We start from the raw sequence: 15221 nt of genomic DNA on the forward strand, positions 1-15221 counted from the left end.
CCTACCCGATTGTGCACCATGCACCATGTGTCACCAGCGCAGCGGCAGGCCGGTGAGGTAGTCGAGGAGCAGACCGGAGATCACGCGGTGATCGCCGGCGGAGGGATGCCAGTCACAGCCGAGGTGATCGAGGCGGGGGTCGTCGTAGTACCAGTAGCGCACCCGTTCGTCGCCCTGGCGGTTGCGCTCTTCGACGATGTGCTGGGCGGATCGGGCGAACGCGGTGGTGTTGCCGAGGTTGGTGGCGCTGACCACCAGGAACGTCCCGGGGCCGTACCTGTGCCGCAGCTTGTCGAGGAAGCCGTGGTAGGCGGCCGTGTAGGCGTCGACGAGTTCGTCCGCCGACCTCCACGGCTCGCCGGCGTGCAGAGGGGTGGAGAAGTCGTTGATGCCCAGGCCGATCACGACGACCTGTGGCCGCCAGGTGCCCGGATCGCGCCAGACGTCACCGTCGACGTTCTGCAGGCCTCGGTCGTAGTAGGTGCGGAAGTCGGTGCCGGGGCCGGTGCCGTCGTAGTTGCGCACCATGCCCCGGCCGGAGTAGGCGTTGATCTGGTAGTCGGCGCCGAGGTCCCGGGCGGTGAGAGCACCGAAACTCAGGTCGGCGTTGCTGTTCCGGTCGACACCTCCGATGGCCGAACAGTCGCGGGTGCCGGAGACGTTGCCGTAGCCGGCCGTGTACGAGTCGCCGATGAACTCGATCTGTCTGCCGCGCGCCCGGGGGCCGGGCAGGATCGTTCCCCCGGGCGCGGCGACGAATCCGCCGAAGCGGCCGGCGGCCCATGGGCTCTCCGTGCGTTTGACGAGTCGAACGCCGTGTTCCGTGTCGGGCAGCCCGGTGATCCACGAGGTGGTCCGGCCGGGGATGACCAGTGTGGTGGCGTGGTGTCCGTCGATCTGGACGTCGTAGTCGTTGTACGGGTCGTCCAGGACGATGCCTACGCCGGTACCGCGGAACCGGCCTTCGAAAGAGACGCCCGGCCAGGTGTACCGCACCGATCCGTCCGAGCTTCTTTCGACGCGGCCCGCTGTGTGGAACCGGGTCTGTGTGCCGGACGCCCGCGCGGGCGTGGCGACGGCGGCGATCACACCTGCCGCGGCAGCCGTCACCAGGGTCCTTCTCGACAGACGGTGAGGCGGGTGCACGTGACCATCCTTCGGTGGGGGTGATCGGACGGCGAGATTAAGACATTCGCATGTCAATTCACGGAAGCCGAGAACGAGTTCACCGCCAGACCCGTCCCTCCCGACCACGGCTCGAAACCGGCCTGGATGCTGGTCAGGTACCAGGAGCGGGTGGCCAGGCCACGGTTGATCGTCTGAGTGACGAAGTCCATGAGGTTGAAGCTCCAGCTCGAGAGCGAGGAGGACGACACGAACGAGATCACGTTGTTCGTGCCGTTCCAGCCGGTCCACACCTGCCAGGACATCCCGCCGACGCTGGCGGTGCCGACCTGGGAGCCGACGGGCTGGATGGAGCCGACCTTGTTGTACCAGATCATGATCTCGGTCTGGTTCACTCCGTTGGTCTTGGGCGTCGGGTCCAGCCAGACGTCGTACGAGGCGTCGAAGACGGCGCCGCCGGCGTAGGTGAAGGACGTGCTGGTGGGTACGCTGCCGATCGAACTGAGCTGCTTGGGCAGGTTGGTTCCCGGCGAGCAGTTCGTGTAGTGGCAGCCGTAGTAGACCGACGGGTAGGACTTGGGGCCGCCGTTCGTCGGCACGGAGCCGTCCGCCCGGGTGATGGTGAAGCCGCTGCCGGTGACGTTGATGCACTGGGTCGCGCTCGTGCCCCAGCGGTTGTTCTGCACCACGTAGCGGCCCTGGATGGTGGTGGAGGCGTACTGGTCGCACAGGGTGGTGTCCGCGTGGGCGGGTAACGCCACGGACAGCAGGCCGCACAGGGATGCCAGCACGGTCAGCAGCGCCAGCGTCACCGGCCTTGTTCGAGTGATCATGGGGGTTCCTCCTTGACGACGGGAAGCGCGATGGGAGCGCTCCCAGCAGTTTTCCGGAATGTAGGGCGCCGGACGGGCGGAGGCAAGACGTGCGGCAGGATTGCCCCGCGGCGCGCCGCTTCTCGGCGCGCCTGCCGGGAGCGGCGGCCTGCTCCCACCGTCCGAGGGGAGAGCTGGGCACGCGCGTCGGCCCGGTCCCCGGACGGGCGTCCCCGCCGGCGGAGCAACGGCTCGAAGCAGGACCCGGTGCGCGGCACCGGCCTGGGCCGCAACCGAGCCGAGGCCGCCGTCGGCGGGTGGCCGCTCGGCCCGTGCCACGCCGGTGCCGCGTCGGTGACCGGCGGATCACCAGCGCGTGCAACGCCTCGGCGCCCCGGGCGGCCACAGAGCGTTGTCCTGCTGAACCAGCTCCGCCATCTGCTGGCTCCGCGCAGCTCTTCTCGTTCACCGCACGGGGCACGGAGACCGAGCGCTCCGGCGCGGTACCCGCCCCCTTGGACCCCGCACGGCTCTTCCGTCCGGGGCCCACTGAACCGGACGGTGAGCGGCGTGTGCTGGAGGCCCTGCACAACGAACTCGGGCTCTCGCTGCCGTGCTTCGCCCTGACCCAAGGCAGGCTGAGCACCTTTACCACGCGGTCCTGGACCCGGGCGCCACGCGCGGGCGAGGGGTTCGCCCCCATCAGCTTCGTGCGGCACCGCACCCCAGGCCGGCACTGAGCCGTCCGGGGCGATCCTTCTCGCCGGCCGGGCACCGTGTGAACCTGCGCTCCGGTGCTGTCGGCCCGTGTGTGAAGTCCCGGCCGAGCCGAGCCGAGCGGAGCCGGGTGGCGGCGGTGCGGCGGCCGCAGACGCCGTGTCCACGTCCGCTCGTGCCGGCAGGGAGTGCCGCCACCTCGGCCTCCCGTCCCGGCATGCCCGCCGCCCGGAGAAGGCGACCCCCGCGGTCCCGTCAGCCGTGCATCGCCGTGCGGTAGAGGGCCTCGAGCGCGTCGTCGATGGGGTGGGGCTGCGGCTTGCCCGCGGAGTCGAGCTTGTTCGGCCTCTGCAGGTTCACCGCGACGGCCATCTGCCGCTTGCCGTCGGCGCGGGTCATGGCCAGCGCTCCAGCGCCCCAGACCATGCCGCCATGCCCCCAGAAGGCCGTCTGGCCGGGAGCCTCCATCGGGTGCAGCCCGAGGCCGTACTCGATCACCCTTCCTTCTTGGGAGACGACGGGTACGGTGCGCCGCATCTGCGCCAGCGACGACGGGCTGACGATCTCACCGGCCAGCAGCAGGCCGAAGAAACGGTTGAGGTCCGTGACGGTCGATATCAGTGCGGCCGCCGGCCCCACCCATGACATGTCATAGACGCTGTAGTCGCGCGGCGGGTCGATCATGCCGAACCACGCCTCGTACATCTGTGAGTGCGGCCCGGTGACGTACGGTCCGGTGGGGAGTTCGGTGTGCCGGAGCCCGGCGCGCTCGATGACGTTCCGGGTGATGCACTGCTCGGCTGCGGCTCCCGTCACCTGCTCCAGAAGCGCGCCGAGGAGCAGGTAGTTGGTGTTGGAGTACACCCCCGGAGCGCCGCCCGGGACGCCGACGGCAGGTGCGGTGACCCCCATCTCGATCAGTTCGGTGGGGTGGAACCGCGTGAGCCGGTTGTCGTCCAGGCTCTGCGGCCCGGTGTCCGCGAGGACGGGGAGCGCCGTGAGGGAGGGATAGGCGCGGGGGAGGTACTCGGCGAGTCCGCTGGTGTGGTTGAGCAGCATCCGGACCGTGATCGCGGCACCGCGTTCTCCGGGAACCAGCCTCGGGAGGTACCGGCCGATCGCGGTGTCGAGACCGATCAGGCCACCCTCGACCTGCTGCAGCACCGCGGCGGCGGTGAAGGTCTTGGTGATGCTGCCGACACGGTGCCGCATGTCGGCCGTGACCGGGCGACCGGTGGCGAGGTCTGCGACCCCGGCGGCACCGCGCCAGACCTGGTCGCCGTCACGTACCTCGGCGAACAGGCCCGGCATCCCGGCGCGGTGGACGTTTTCGACGGCGGCGTTCAGCTTCGCGGGATCCAGTGGGTTCCTCATGGCACCCATTATGCACGCGGTGCGTGCAACACCAAGTGCATAGGTTAGGCTGAGAATCGGCGAGAGGAGCGGGATGGCAGACAGAAGGCGCTGGTCGACCGAGGAGATCCTGGATGCGGCGGCCGAGCTGCTGCGCACGAGCGATGCCGATTCGTTCAGCGTGCGCAAGCTGGCCGCGACCCTCGGCACGGACTCCTCCAGCCTCTACCGGCATTTCCGCAGCAAGACGGAACTGCTGCGGGCGGTCGCCGACCGGATCCTCGTGGCCGCCATGGACGGCTACCGGCCCGAGGGTGACTGGAAGCGGCGCATCACCGCCCTGGCCCTGCGTGTGAGGGAGGCCTTCGGCCGGCAGCCCCAGCTCGCCGCGGTCTGGGGACGCTATGCGTCAGGCGGCACCGGTTCGCGGCTGGTCATGGAAGAGGTGCTGCAGGCCCTGCGAGTGTCCGGACTGCCCGATGAGGAGGTCCCGGCGCGCTACCACCGGATCGCGGTCCTCATCGCCGCACTGATCGCCTCCGAGGCCGAGGTCAGCACCATCACTCCCACGGAGTACGAACAGGGAATGGAGCTGTTCCGGGTCGCGGTACTGGGCGCCGACCCCGAACGCTTCCCCGCCCTGGCCCACTTCGCCCGTGACGTCCGCCCCCTCGGGGCAGACCGCCGTGCCGCATTCGAAGAGCTCCTCGCCGCCCAACTCGACCACATCGAGGCGGCCATCGGCCCGAGCTAGAAGCCCGATGAAGATCTTGCTCCAGTCGCCCGGCTTGCTCTGGATTGCCGGTAAATGTCAATCGCCGTGAACCGGTGCAAGCCGGGCGCGATTTCAAGATCTTCAGGACGCTTCTAGCTGTGCTGTCCCGGCAGACGCCCCGCTCGAAGCCGCAAACTCGCTGTCGTCCCGGCAGGCTGCCGTGCCAGGATCCGGCGCATGGCAGTTCGATACCCGCGCCCCTTGCGCCCCGGTGACCGGGTCGGTGTGACTGCTCCGTCGAGCGGAGTCGAGATGGAGCTGCGTGAGCGGTTGCATGGTGCCGTGCGTGATGTGCAAGCGCGCGGGTACGAGGTTGTCGTCGGGCAGTGTATGGATGGTTTCGGGCACGTCAGCGCCTCGGGTGCCGAGCGCGCGAGCGAGCTGATGTCGATGCTGGTGGATCCCACGATCAGGGCCGTCGTGCCGCCGTGGGGCGGAGAGACCGCGATCGACCTGATCCCGCTGCTCGACTGGGAGCGGCTGCGCGAGGCGGAGCCGACCTGGTTCGTCGGGTTCTCCGACATCTCTACCCTCATCACACCGCTGACCCTGCTCACCGGCACGGCGACTCTCCACGGCAGCAACCTCATGGAAACGCCCTACCGAGCGCCCGAGGGACTGCTGTCGTGGCTCGACATCGTCGCCGCCCCCTCGGGCCACACGTTCACCCAGAGGTCGCCCGGCCGCCACCGGAGCACAGGCTTCGACGACTTCGCCGCACTGCCCGATGTTCGCGAGTACATGCTCGATGCGCAGGGCACCTGGATCCGGCTCGACGGCGGTGGCGCCGTGGAGGCTGAGGGCAGGCTGATCGGCGGCTGCATCGAGATGCTGTGCAATCTCGCGGGGACGCGCTACCTGGATGTCACGACTTTCGCCCGCGACGAGTCCCCGGAGGGGCTCCTCGTCTATGTGGAGGCAGCCGAACACGATGCCTTCACCATCTGCCGAAACCTGCATGGCATGAGGCTCGCCGGATTCTTCGACCGCGCGAACGCGATTATCGTCGGCCGGACCAGCGCACCGGACAGCAGTTCCCTCAGCCAGCGCGCAGCCGTCCTGGACGCTCTCGGCTCCCTGAACCTGCCGATCATCGCCGACGTCGAGTGCGGCCACGTCCCGCCCTACATGCCGATCGTCAACGGCGCCCATGGCCGCATCGTCCACTCAGCGAGTCGAAGCGAGCTCACCCAGACGCTGAGCTGACCTGATGTCGCGGGGCTCGCTGCCTTCGTCGTCGAAGTCATGGACCAGGTGCGGGTGTTCGGTCGCGGGGGCGAGTGGGTCGATCATGCCGACGTCTGCTGCAGACGAACCTCGGTGATCCGGATGTGCTCGCCCCGAGGCCGTCGGGCTGCTGGGCTCGACGCCCGAGGACCCGCCCCAACGCGGGCCGGTCCTTTCCACGGCCGCTGCCGACCGAGGTTCCGCCAGGCCCAGGGCAGCACGCCGGCTCGGCCGAGTACGCCCGCATTGACCGGGCGTGGCACCCTGCCTGACGGGTGCCGTCCCCCGGTGACTTCGGGCTCTGTGGTGTCTATCAGTCACCACCACAGCCGTGGTTTCCTGGTCGAATGCCACAGGAGGAGATACTTGCCGAGCGGCTCCGGGAAGCGGGTTTCGCCGCTGAAGAGGTGGAGGCGGCCACCGGCGGAGTGGTCGCCGTAGCGGGCCTGATCACTCTTCAGGACGGTACCGAGGTCTTCGCGAAGACCCTTTTGGGGCCGGAGTCCGACATATTCGCCGTCGAGTCCACGGGCTTGGCGGAACTCCGCAGCCAGGGAGGGGTGAACACCCCGGACGTACTGTGTGCGTCTCCGCGGCTGCTCGTACTCGAAAGGATGAGGCCGCGTCGCGACGACGCGAGCTTCTGGGAGCAGCTCGCTCGCATGGTCGCCGCGCTGCACATGTCCACCGTCACCGACCGGTTCGGCTGGCACCGCGACGGCTGGCTGGGCCGTATGCGGCAGGAGAACGCCTGGGAGACGGACGGCCACACGTTCTTCGCCGAACGGCGCATCCTGCGCTGGCTACCGGAACCGCTGGTCGAGGCCGCGTTCGACCGCGAGGAGCGCCGAGCACTGGAGCGGCTGTGCGCAGCCCTGCCCGAACTCGTACCGCCCCGGCCTGCCTGCCTGACCCACGGTGACCTGTGGCGGGAGAACATCGTCGCCACCGATCAGGGCGCCCCGGTTCTCATCGACCCCGCCGTGTCCTACACCTGGCCGGAGGTCGACCTCAGCATGCTGTGGTGCTCGCCGCGGCCGCCCGCCGGCGACCGGTTCTTCGCCGCCTACCAGGAGGCCGCCGGAGTCCAGGACGGCTGGGAGGAACGGATGCCTCTCCTCCATCTGCGCGAGCTCCTCAGCATCATCGCCCATGGCGACGACGACTGGGGTGCCGCCGCGGCGGTACGGAAGATCATCGCACCGTTCCGGCGCAGCGCCGGGCGGACCCGGTCCGGGTAGACGGCCGCCGGATCTGCCACGGCGGCGGCTGAGTCAGTCGAAGAGGGCGACAAGTCCGTTCACCCAGACGGCGAGGAACGCAAGGACCGCCACCAGACATCCGGCTCCCGCCAGGAAGTCGGCGAAGGGGCTTTTGTCGCCGGCCGCCTTCTCGTCCGACGCCGGCGTGTCCCAGCCGACGGGGCGTCCCATGGCAGCGGAGCAGGCTTCCCGTACTGCTGCGAGTTGCTCCCTGGCACAGGCCGTCCGGGCAAGCGACTCCGGGCCCTGCCAGGCAAGTGCCCGCATGCGCTGCGGAGCTGTGGGGTACCTCGCCTCGAACGCGGAGGTCTCCGCTGCGTCCCGGTCCTGTTCGAGGTACATCCAGCGGCCCGCTTCCGCAGGCTCTCCGTACAGGCGGTACACCTCGGCCAGGCGCCGACGCAGCACCAGGTCGTCCGGAAAGGACGACACCAGCCCACGCAGGCGCTGGCGCGCGACGGGAACCCGGCCGGCAGCCAGGTCCGCGTCGACTCGGGCAAGGGTGTCTTCCAGAGGCATGAACGCATGATCGGGTGCCGCGGTGGCCGCCGTCGACCTGGTTTTCGATGACTGCCTTTCAGCAGGCCGCCTCGTCAGGGGGCGATCGATCCGCGCTGGGCGGTCCGGGCCGGGCGGGAGAGCAGTGAGCGCAGCTGCTCCTCGTCCCGTTGGCTGATGTCGCTTCGGGTGATGAGCCCGTTGGCCTCGGGATCGTCGAGCAGGCAGGTCACGACGGTGCGGTCCAGGCTGACTTCTTCGGCGAGCACGAGTCGAGAGGGTGGCCCGCCGCCTGACCAGGGCGACCTACCGGACCACAGGCGTCGGGCCCGCCGGCAGCGGCGGACGAGGACGGGGAACTCCTGGTGGAGCCTGCGCGGGCCGCCTGAGCGGAGTCCTGTACCGGGCGGACCGGCTGCGCGCCGGCTTCGCACTGCCGCACGCTTCGGGAGGACGGACGGGAACCGCGCCCTCCCGGACGGCCGCCTCAGGGCTGACGACCTGTCAGGTGAGCTTTGCGGAGCCCCCTCCGGGGGCAACCGTTTCTGTGGTGTGCGATGTGTCACACCCCCCAATTCCCGCCCGAGTTGTCTAAGTCACAGCGCAAATGTCCATTTGGTGTCCATGCTTGCAGCGGACGCCGGCGTTCCCGAAGTGGAGTGCGTCGGCGATGTCTTGGGCGTGGCGTTCCGAAGTGGCCCACGTCATAGCACCCGTGACCCTCCTCCTTTTTCCCTCGGAAAGGTGCCGACCATGGCCGCCTACCTCTGTCCTCCTGCCGTGATACACGGTGAGCACGCCGTGCGTACCAGCCAGATCCTGGCGGAGGTGCGGGCCCGGCACCCGCACGCGGCATGGGCATCGCGCATCGACAGCATCGCGGCCAGTACGGGCATCGAGACCCGCGGGTGGATGCTGCCACTGGAGACGGCCGTCGCGCCCGGCAACGGCAGCGACCTGCGGGCCGTCGGCATCGGGCCGGCCCAAGAGGCGCTGGCACGTGACGGGTTCACCCAGCAGGACGTGGACCGGGTGATCGCGGCCCTGGAGGCGATACCCGCGCCACAGACCATCCAGGAGCGCACCGCGCCCGCCTGGGAGGCCGTGCAGGCCTACGGAGAGCGTGCGGCGCGCGGGGCCCTGCAGATCGCCGGGTTGGACACAGCGGACATCGACTGCCTGATCACCAGTAACTCCACCACTCCGGCGCTGCCGGGTCTGGACATCGCCCTGGCCAACAAGCTCTCGCTCCGCAACGACGTGATGCTGCTGCCGGCCACCCAGTGGGCCTGTATCGCGGGGACCCGTTCCCTTGCGCTGGCGGCGGATCTCGTGGCCGCGGACCCCGACCGGGTGGTCCTGGTCGTGATCGCGGAGGCGCTGAGCACGACCTACCAGCCCGCGGACGACACACTGGAGTCCCTGATCGTCCGGCTGCTGTTCGCGGACACCGCGGTCGCCGCCGTGGTCACCGGTCGCCCGCGGCGGGAGTCGGTGCTGCGGCTGGACACCGCCTGGCACCACACCCTGCCGGGAACCCAGGACCTGCACCGCCTGGACACGCGGGCGGACGGCACCCACTTCGTGATGGACCGGCGCGGGCCGCGCGCCGTACAGGAGACGGTCGCCGCGATGTGGGAGTGGCTGCGCGTCCGTTTCCAGGACCACCCGGGCTCCTGGCACCCCGACGTGCTGCTCGCGCACCCCGGCGGTACCCGGGTGCTGGAGTACATGGAGCAGACGATGCCGGACACCTGGCCGGCGGGGCTGCTGGACCACAGCCGGGACAGCTACACCAGCGGCAACCGCGGGGGCGCCGCCGTGTTCGACATCCTGCGGCGGGCGCACGACGCCGGACAGAAGCCGGGCAACCGCACCGTCCTGTACGCGGCGGCACCGGGCCTCACCGCCACCGCCCTGGAAGGGGAGTGGCTGTAGCGCGGGGCTGTGGGTCCCCTACCGGCCAAGGGGTCGCCCGCATCACCGGCCGGGTGAGGTGACGCGCGCGCCGCCCATGCCCCCGCCGCGCTCCCGCGTGCCGGCCGCGCCCCCGCCCCGCAGCCGCGTCACCTCGCGACTTCCGCCCAGACCACCTTGCCGGTGTCCGTCCACCGCACCCCCCACCGGGTGGTGAGCTTGTGCACGACGTGCAGACCCCGATCGCCGTCGTCGAGGAGGCCGCCCCGGCGCAGACGAGGCCTGCCGTTGCCGGTGTCGCCCACCTCGCACAGCAGGCCGTGACCGGTCCTGATCAGCCGTATCGTGAGAGGACCGGTGGCGAAGCGCACCGCGTTCGTGACCAGCTCACTGATCAGCAGCAGCACGTTGTTCCGGGTGTCGTCCCTGGTGTGCCATTGCCGCAGCAGCGCGGACACCTGCGCGCGGGCACGGGCGGGTGCGTCGTCGCGGGCGGGCAGCCGCCAGGTCGCGGTGTCCCCCTTGCGGTAGCCGATCATCCGAGCGAGCAGCAGGGTCACGTCATCGCGCTGGCGCGCGGGTGCCAGCGTGGAGACGACGTGCCGGGCGGCTTCCTGCAGGCCGTCCCAGGGGTGCACCGTGGACACGGCGTCCGCCAGCCTGCCGATTCCCTCGTCGATCGACGTGGCCGGATCCTCCACCAGACCGTCGGTGTAGAGGGCGAGCAGAGAGCCCGGGGGTGCGCCGAAGGTGTGCACGTCGAACGGCTCCCGCAGCGCGAACTCGGCACCCAGCCCGGGGTGGGGGCGGACCGCGAGCGGGCCGGCCCGCCCGTCCGGGGAGACCAGGACCGGAGGGAGATGGCCGGCGCTGGACATCACCACGTGGTGGCTGACCGGATCGTAGAGGACGATGCAGCAGGTCGACCCGAGGGCGCTGTACCCTGCGGCCAGCCCGGACTCCGGGTCGTCCAGCAGCGACACCGTCTTGTCCAGGTGCTCCAGCACTTCGTCGGGCGCCAGCCCCGCGGACAGCAGCGCCCGGGCCTCCATGCTCAGCTGGCCCATGGTGGCCGCGGCTCCCAGACCGTGCCCGACGACGTCACCGACCACCAGCGCGGTACGTCCGTCCGGCAGTGGAAAGCTGTTCACCCAGTCGCCGCCGACGCCCGCACTGTCCGGGGTGGCGGGCTGGTAGACGCTGGCGATCTCGATGGTGTCGCCGCCGGTCCGGGGCAGCAGCCGGCGCTGCAACGCCAGCACCTGTGTGTGCTCGCGCTGGTGCTGACGGGCCAGGTCGACGTGATGGGCGGTCCGGGCCACCAGTTCTTGCAGGTCGAGCAGCTCGCTGTCGCGGAAGGGGCGGTCCGCCCGCCGCCAGACCTCCGCCACGCCCAGGACGACGGGCGGAGTGCCGTCCAGGACCAGCGGTATGCACGCCACACCCGCCGACCGGTCACCGGGCACCAGGGCACGCACCACTCGCGGGCTGCCGAGTACCCGCTCGACCGACTCCCGGTCGGGTACGACAATGGTCTGCGGGGCGTCGTCCCGCCGCACGGCCTGCGCCAGCAGGCGACTGGCGTCGCTGGGAAGATCGTCACCCGGAGTCACGTAGCCGTCGGGCCACGCCCGGTCCGGCACCAGGGCTGCCCGCCGCAGCCGGATGCGCCCGTGCGGCCGGTCGCTGACGCCTTCGCCCGTCCACACGGCGAAGTCGAGGTCGATGGCGGCCACGTCCCCCCAGGCGAGCAGGGACTCCGCCAGCGACTGCGCGGTCTCGCCGATGTCCAGCGAGGTGCCGATCGCGGTCTCGGCGGCGTACAGGTGCAGCCTCTTGGCCATGGCGATCAAGGAGACGGTCAGGCCCTCCTCAGGTGCCGCGGCGGGCAGGATGCTCATCGAGACCACCAGCTCCGACCCGTCGCCGCGCCGCAGGCGCTGGATCCGGGCGACGTGCGCCTCACCGGTCTCCAGCACCTGCCGCAAGCGGCGTGTGACCGTCGGTACGTCCCCGGAAGGCAGGAGATCGACGAACGGGCTTCCGGTCGCGGCGTCCAGGCCGGCGAACACCGGGGCGTCGAGATTGCGGCGGGTGATCCTCAGATCCTCGTCCAGGTTGACCGCGCCGAGAATCTGGTCCTGCCGGCCCGCGGCCGGGCCTTCGGGTGCGCGCCGGCTGGTGGCGCGCTCGCCCTGCGCGTCGCCGGACCCACCGGCCCCTGCCGCTGCGCCGCGCGGGATGTAGCGCCCCAGGGCGCTGCTGACCAGCTCGAACGGCGACGGGGACGAGGGGGTGGGTGTGGAGTCCATGCGGCTTTCTCAGCAATCTCCGGCGCAGCGCCGGGGCCGTACTCGGACCCGTGCGACGGGGCCCCGAGAGCCCTGACCGCACACCTCATTGAATAACACCGGGGGGCGCTTCGCCCACATCAGCGGATCGCGTGCTGGACGCGCACAGTGAGGGGGTGCCGCCGGTCGGTGGGTGCGGCGGCCGTCGCCGAGCTCCCCCGCCGTCGGCCCGGCGGATCCGGCTACCCACCGGTGGCACCTAGTAGGTACCATGCGTGCATGCCATCCCTGAACGTGTCCTTCACCGACGAGGAACTCCAGGGCGTGCGGGCCGCGGCTGCCGCTGAGGGCAAGAGCCTCAAGCAGTACCTGCACGACCTCGGCGTCCGCGAGATGCAGCGCAAGCAGTTCGTCGCCGGTGCCGCCGACTGGGCGGACCGGCTGCGCGAAGAGTTCGACCAGGCCTTCCCCGACGAGGTGCCGCCCGCCCGGCGTGGCAACGGAGCCGCTGCCGCCTGATGCACCTCTACATCGACGTTTCCTGGCTGCTCGATGTCCAGGAGGCGGCTCTGGGCCGGGACGACCTCACCGTCTCGGACTACTCCGCGCTGGTGGCGGCCGTCGCCCGCCACAGGACCCGGCTCCCCACCCTGGCGGCCGCCGACCCGGACGCGGCCTGGCGCGCCGCCGCCCTGATGCACACGATCGTCCGCCTGGAACCCCTCCCGCACCGCAACAGCCTGTACGCGGCATTCATCGCCGCCCAGTACATGGACCAGTCCGGTGAAGGCATCGATCCCCCCTACGGCGCCCTCTCCGACCTCGTCCGCAAGATCCGTGACACCCGTATCGGGGTGCAGGAGGTCGCGGACGAATTGCGTGCCTGGAAGCTGTAGCCGCCACACGTCCGGTGTCCGGCCCGGACGGCCGGCTCACCCGGCCGGGCCGGCGTACACGCCGTCGACTTTCACCTGAGGAACTGCTACCGCAAGCTGGGTATCAGCTCCCGCGCCGGACTCGCCGCTCTCCCGCTCGACCTCTGACCGCGGCGGGCGCCGGTCCGGCGCCGGTCCGCGCCTCGCCCGGGGGCAGGCCGGATCAGCTGTCGGCCTTGTCCTCCGGCCCGGCCGCGTCACCGATGGCGACGCGCAGGTCGTGCATGCCCTGAAGGATGTCGATGAGGGCTTCCTCCGCCCCGCTCAGAGCGCGTCGGGTTCCCTCCGTGTCGCCGCGCTCGGCGTGCAACTGGGCACTGAGCGCGTAGACCGCTGTCATGGCCGCGGCGAAGGCGGCCTCCCGGCCGGGAGGCAGTTCTTCCTCCTCCGGTTCCGACACCTGCAGCGCGGTGCGCTGGAGCCTGTTCGTCAGCACGTTGACCGCGAGGCCGGGATCCGTTCCCAGCTGTTCTCCCCAGCCGAGCAACGTCTCGAGGACGTCTTCCATCTCCTCTTCCTCGGTCAGCCGGGTCGCGGCGGTGATCTCGAGCTCCGTCTTCGCCAGCAGACTGCCCAGCAGCTGCAGGCGGTCTTCGTCCCGCGGCCCCTCGGACCGCTTCTCCGGATCGGCCACCGGCTCGGCCGCCAGAGCGGCCAGCGCTGCGTAGATCTGCTCAGCGCTCACCGGGCGCTCGCTACTGATGCTCACCTCTTCAGCTTCCCCCAGCGCAGGGATATCCGCCCGCCCAGACACATCCTGGCCCGGTCCGGCAACGGCCCGGTCAGGCGCGCGCCGCTGGACGGGGTCGGGTCGTGGACCGCAGCAGCGCAGAGCCGCGGCGCAGGTCACGTTGTCCGCGCTGTCGGCCACCGGACCACGCCGGGTCTCGCTGGATCCGGCCCCTCCCAAGGACCTCACCGACGAGCCGCGCCCACCCTCGAACGGCTGAAGCCGGCGAGGTTCCCTCGCCCGGGTGGACGTGCCCGCCTAGCCGGTTCCAGGGCATCTCCTCGGCCGCACACCGGCCCTCGACGGTCGCGTCGGTCCCGCCCGTCAGCGCGGTCGCCGGAGACGGTGGTGCCGCCGTTCGGGTTCAGGGGCAGGCGGAACGAGTCCTCGGCACGCGCCCGACGTATCGTCGTCAACATGTGCTGCACGTGGGATAGTTGGGGCGATTCGGCCGGGTGTTCCGGCCGACGGGCTCACAACCCGGGGGGACTCGTGACTTTCCTTCGCCGTGCCGTCACAGCGACCGCTGCCATGGGCGTCGTGCTCGCGGTGGCGTCCGCCGACTTCGCGTCGGCCACCGACGGGCAGCAGTCGTACATCGCCGCAGACGGCACGATCCAGGGCTGCGTGAACGCGAGCGGTCACCTGCGCCTGGTCGAGGCGGGCTCCGCCTGCCGGTCCGACGAGCGGTCGGTCACCTGGGCGCAGGCCGGCCCGCCGGGGCCCGCCGGGGCCAAGGGGGACACCGGGGCGCAGGGGCCCGCGGGACCGGCCGGTCCGCAGGGAGACACCGGTTCGAAGGGGGACACCGGGCCGCGGGGAGAGACCGGCCCTCAGGGACCGGTCGGAGCCACGGGTCCGCAGGGGCCCGCCGGAGCCTCCGGTCTGGCGGGCGTGCACGTGGTCACCGCGTCGAAGGACGTCGGTGTTCTGGACATGGTCGACGTCGACGCCACGTGTCCGGACGGGGAGATCGCCACCGGGGGCGGCTGGTACCTGCCAGGGGGCTCCGCCCAGTCGTACGGTTCGGAACTGCACTCCAACCCCATCCTCTCCGGCACCACGCCCGTCGGCTGGACCGCCGGGTTCCTGAACGGCGGCTACGAGCCGCACTACACCGCCTCCGTCTACGCGATCTGCGCCAAGGCCGGGTGACGCGGCCACGCGCGGCGGCCCGCCGGGGCGGCGTCAGTTCGCGGCCGTCGTGGGCGGTGACTCGTCGAGTCCGAAGCTGCGCCGGACGGCCGGCCGCCCCAGCGGGTCATGGCGAGACTGACCCCGCAGAAGTAAATCGCCTTTCGTCCCTGCCGAGCGGGAGCTAGTGTTCGCACGGAGAGTGACTCACGAGGAGCGAGGACATGGTCGGTCGTCCGAGCGCGCGTTGACGTTCGAGCACGTGCGGCGCCTGATCGGCCGTCCACCGGCTGCCGGATCCGGCGTCGCTCTCCGAAGGGAACGGCGGCCGATCCCGGCAAGACGCGATGACATACCCATCATGACAGGTCAGAGGGTATTTGCGTAGGACGAACGGCACAGCCGCACAGGCTTGTTGGGCATCTGCGAGACACCCAGAATCTCC

At 70.7% G+C, this 15221-nt stretch carries 13 protein-coding genes and 1 pseudogene; 7 read left to right on the forward strand and 7 right to left on the reverse strand.

The window, feature by feature from the left end; translation table 11 throughout:
• Positions 1-30: 30 nt before the first annotated feature.
• The 3 genes and pseudogenes from ABZX30_RS20135 to ABZX30_RS20145 all read right to left on the reverse strand — a co-directional run bounded on the left by ABZX30_RS20135 (position 31) and on the right by ABZX30_RS20145 (position 4028).
• Complete coding sequence (locus ABZX30_RS20135) at positions 31-1113, reverse strand: SGNH/GDSL hydrolase family protein (protein ID WP_355935209.1); 1083 nt, start codon at positions 1111-1113, stop codon at positions 31-33.
• A gap of 89 nt (positions 1114-1202) precedes the next feature.
• A pseudogene (locus ABZX30_RS20140) lies at positions 1203-1958 on the reverse strand (glycosyl hydrolase family 5); the annotation flags it as partial.
• 951 nt (positions 1959-2909) lie between these two features.
• Positions 2910-4028 (reverse strand): serine hydrolase domain-containing protein, encoded by a 1119-nt coding sequence (locus ABZX30_RS20145; RefSeq protein WP_355935171.1) that lies wholly within the window; start codon positions 4026-4028, stop codon positions 2910-2912.
• Positions 4029-4101: 73 nt separating this feature from the next.
• On the opposite strand from ABZX30_RS20145, the gene ABZX30_RS20150 reads away from it, so the two are divergent.
• From ABZX30_RS20150 to ABZX30_RS20160, 3 genes are all read left to right on the forward strand, one after another.
• On the forward strand, positions 4102-4761 hold the full coding sequence (locus ABZX30_RS20150) for a TetR/AcrR family transcriptional regulator (RefSeq protein ID WP_355935173.1): 660 nt from the start codon (positions 4102-4104) through the stop codon (positions 4759-4761).
• A gap of 198 nt (positions 4762-4959) precedes the next feature.
• Positions 4960-5988 carry a S66 peptidase family protein gene (locus tag ABZX30_RS20155; RefSeq protein WP_355935175.1) on the forward strand — a complete coding sequence of 343 codons (1029 nt, stop codon included), beginning with the start codon at positions 4960-4962 and terminating at the stop codon, positions 5986-5988.
• A 368-nt stretch (positions 5989-6356) separates the two neighbouring features.
• Positions 6357-7250 (forward strand): fructosamine kinase family protein, encoded by an 894-nt coding sequence (locus tag ABZX30_RS20160; RefSeq protein ID WP_355935176.1) that lies wholly within the window; start codon positions 6357-6359, stop codon positions 7248-7250.
• Between the two features lie 33 nt (positions 7251-7283).
• On the opposite strand, the gene ABZX30_RS20165 is transcribed toward ABZX30_RS20160, so the two are convergent.
• Together ABZX30_RS20165 and ABZX30_RS20170 are read right to left on the reverse strand one after the other, a co-directional pair.
• Positions 7284-7790 (reverse strand): DUF6584 family protein, encoded by a 507-nt coding sequence (locus ABZX30_RS20165; RefSeq protein WP_355935178.1) that lies wholly within the window; start codon positions 7788-7790, stop codon positions 7284-7286.
• Positions 7791-7864: 74 nt separating this feature from the next.
• The gene (locus ABZX30_RS20170; RefSeq protein WP_355935180.1) at positions 7865-8038 is read right to left on the reverse strand and encodes a hypothetical protein; all 174 of its coding nucleotides are present in this window, start codon (positions 8036-8038) and stop codon (positions 7865-7867) included.
• Positions 8039-8522: 484 nt separating this feature from the next.
• On the opposite strand from ABZX30_RS20170, the gene ABZX30_RS20175 reads away from it, so the two are divergent.
• Positions 8523-9707 carry a type III polyketide synthase gene (locus ABZX30_RS20175; protein WP_355935182.1) on the forward strand — a complete coding sequence of 395 codons (1185 nt, stop codon included), beginning with the start codon at positions 8523-8525 and terminating at the stop codon, positions 9705-9707.
• Between the two features lie 128 nt (positions 9708-9835).
• Here the strand turns inward: ABZX30_RS20175 and ABZX30_RS20180 are convergent, their stop codons facing one another.
• Complete coding sequence (locus ABZX30_RS20180; RefSeq protein WP_355935183.1) at positions 9836-11998, reverse strand: SpoIIE family protein phosphatase; 2163 nt, start codon at positions 11996-11998, stop codon at positions 9836-9838.
• Between the two features lie 258 nt (positions 11999-12256).
• Here ABZX30_RS20180 and ABZX30_RS20185 point away from each other — a divergent pair, with 258 nt between their 5' ends.
• Complete coding sequence (locus ABZX30_RS20185; RefSeq protein WP_355935184.1) at positions 12257-12496, forward strand: hypothetical protein; 240 nt, start codon at positions 12257-12259, stop codon at positions 12494-12496.
• On the forward strand, positions 12496-12873 hold the full coding sequence (locus tag ABZX30_RS20190) for a toxin Doc (RefSeq protein ID WP_355935185.1): 378 nt from the start codon (positions 12496-12498) through the stop codon (positions 12871-12873). Before ABZX30_RS20185 ends, ABZX30_RS20190 begins: the two co-directional genes overlap by 1 nt.
• 202 nt (positions 12874-13075) lie before the next feature.
• Here ABZX30_RS20190 and ABZX30_RS20195 read toward each other — a convergent pair whose 3' ends face one another.
• A complete protein-coding gene (locus ABZX30_RS20195) occupies positions 13076-13621 on the reverse strand; it encodes a hypothetical protein (RefSeq protein WP_355935187.1) in 546 nt (181 codons plus the stop codon).
• A gap of 552 nt (positions 13622-14173) precedes the next feature.
• On the opposite strand from ABZX30_RS20195, the gene ABZX30_RS20200 reads away from it, so the two are divergent.
• Positions 14174-14797, forward strand: a complete 624-nt coding sequence (locus ABZX30_RS20200; protein WP_355935188.1) for a hypothetical protein — start codon at positions 14174-14176, stop codon at positions 14795-14797.
• Positions 14798-15221 lie beyond the last annotated feature (424 nt).

This window comes from Streptomyces sp. NPDC004542, assembly GCF_040610035.1.
GTDB lineage: Bacteria > Actinomycetota > Actinomycetes > Streptomycetales > Streptomycetaceae > Streptomyces.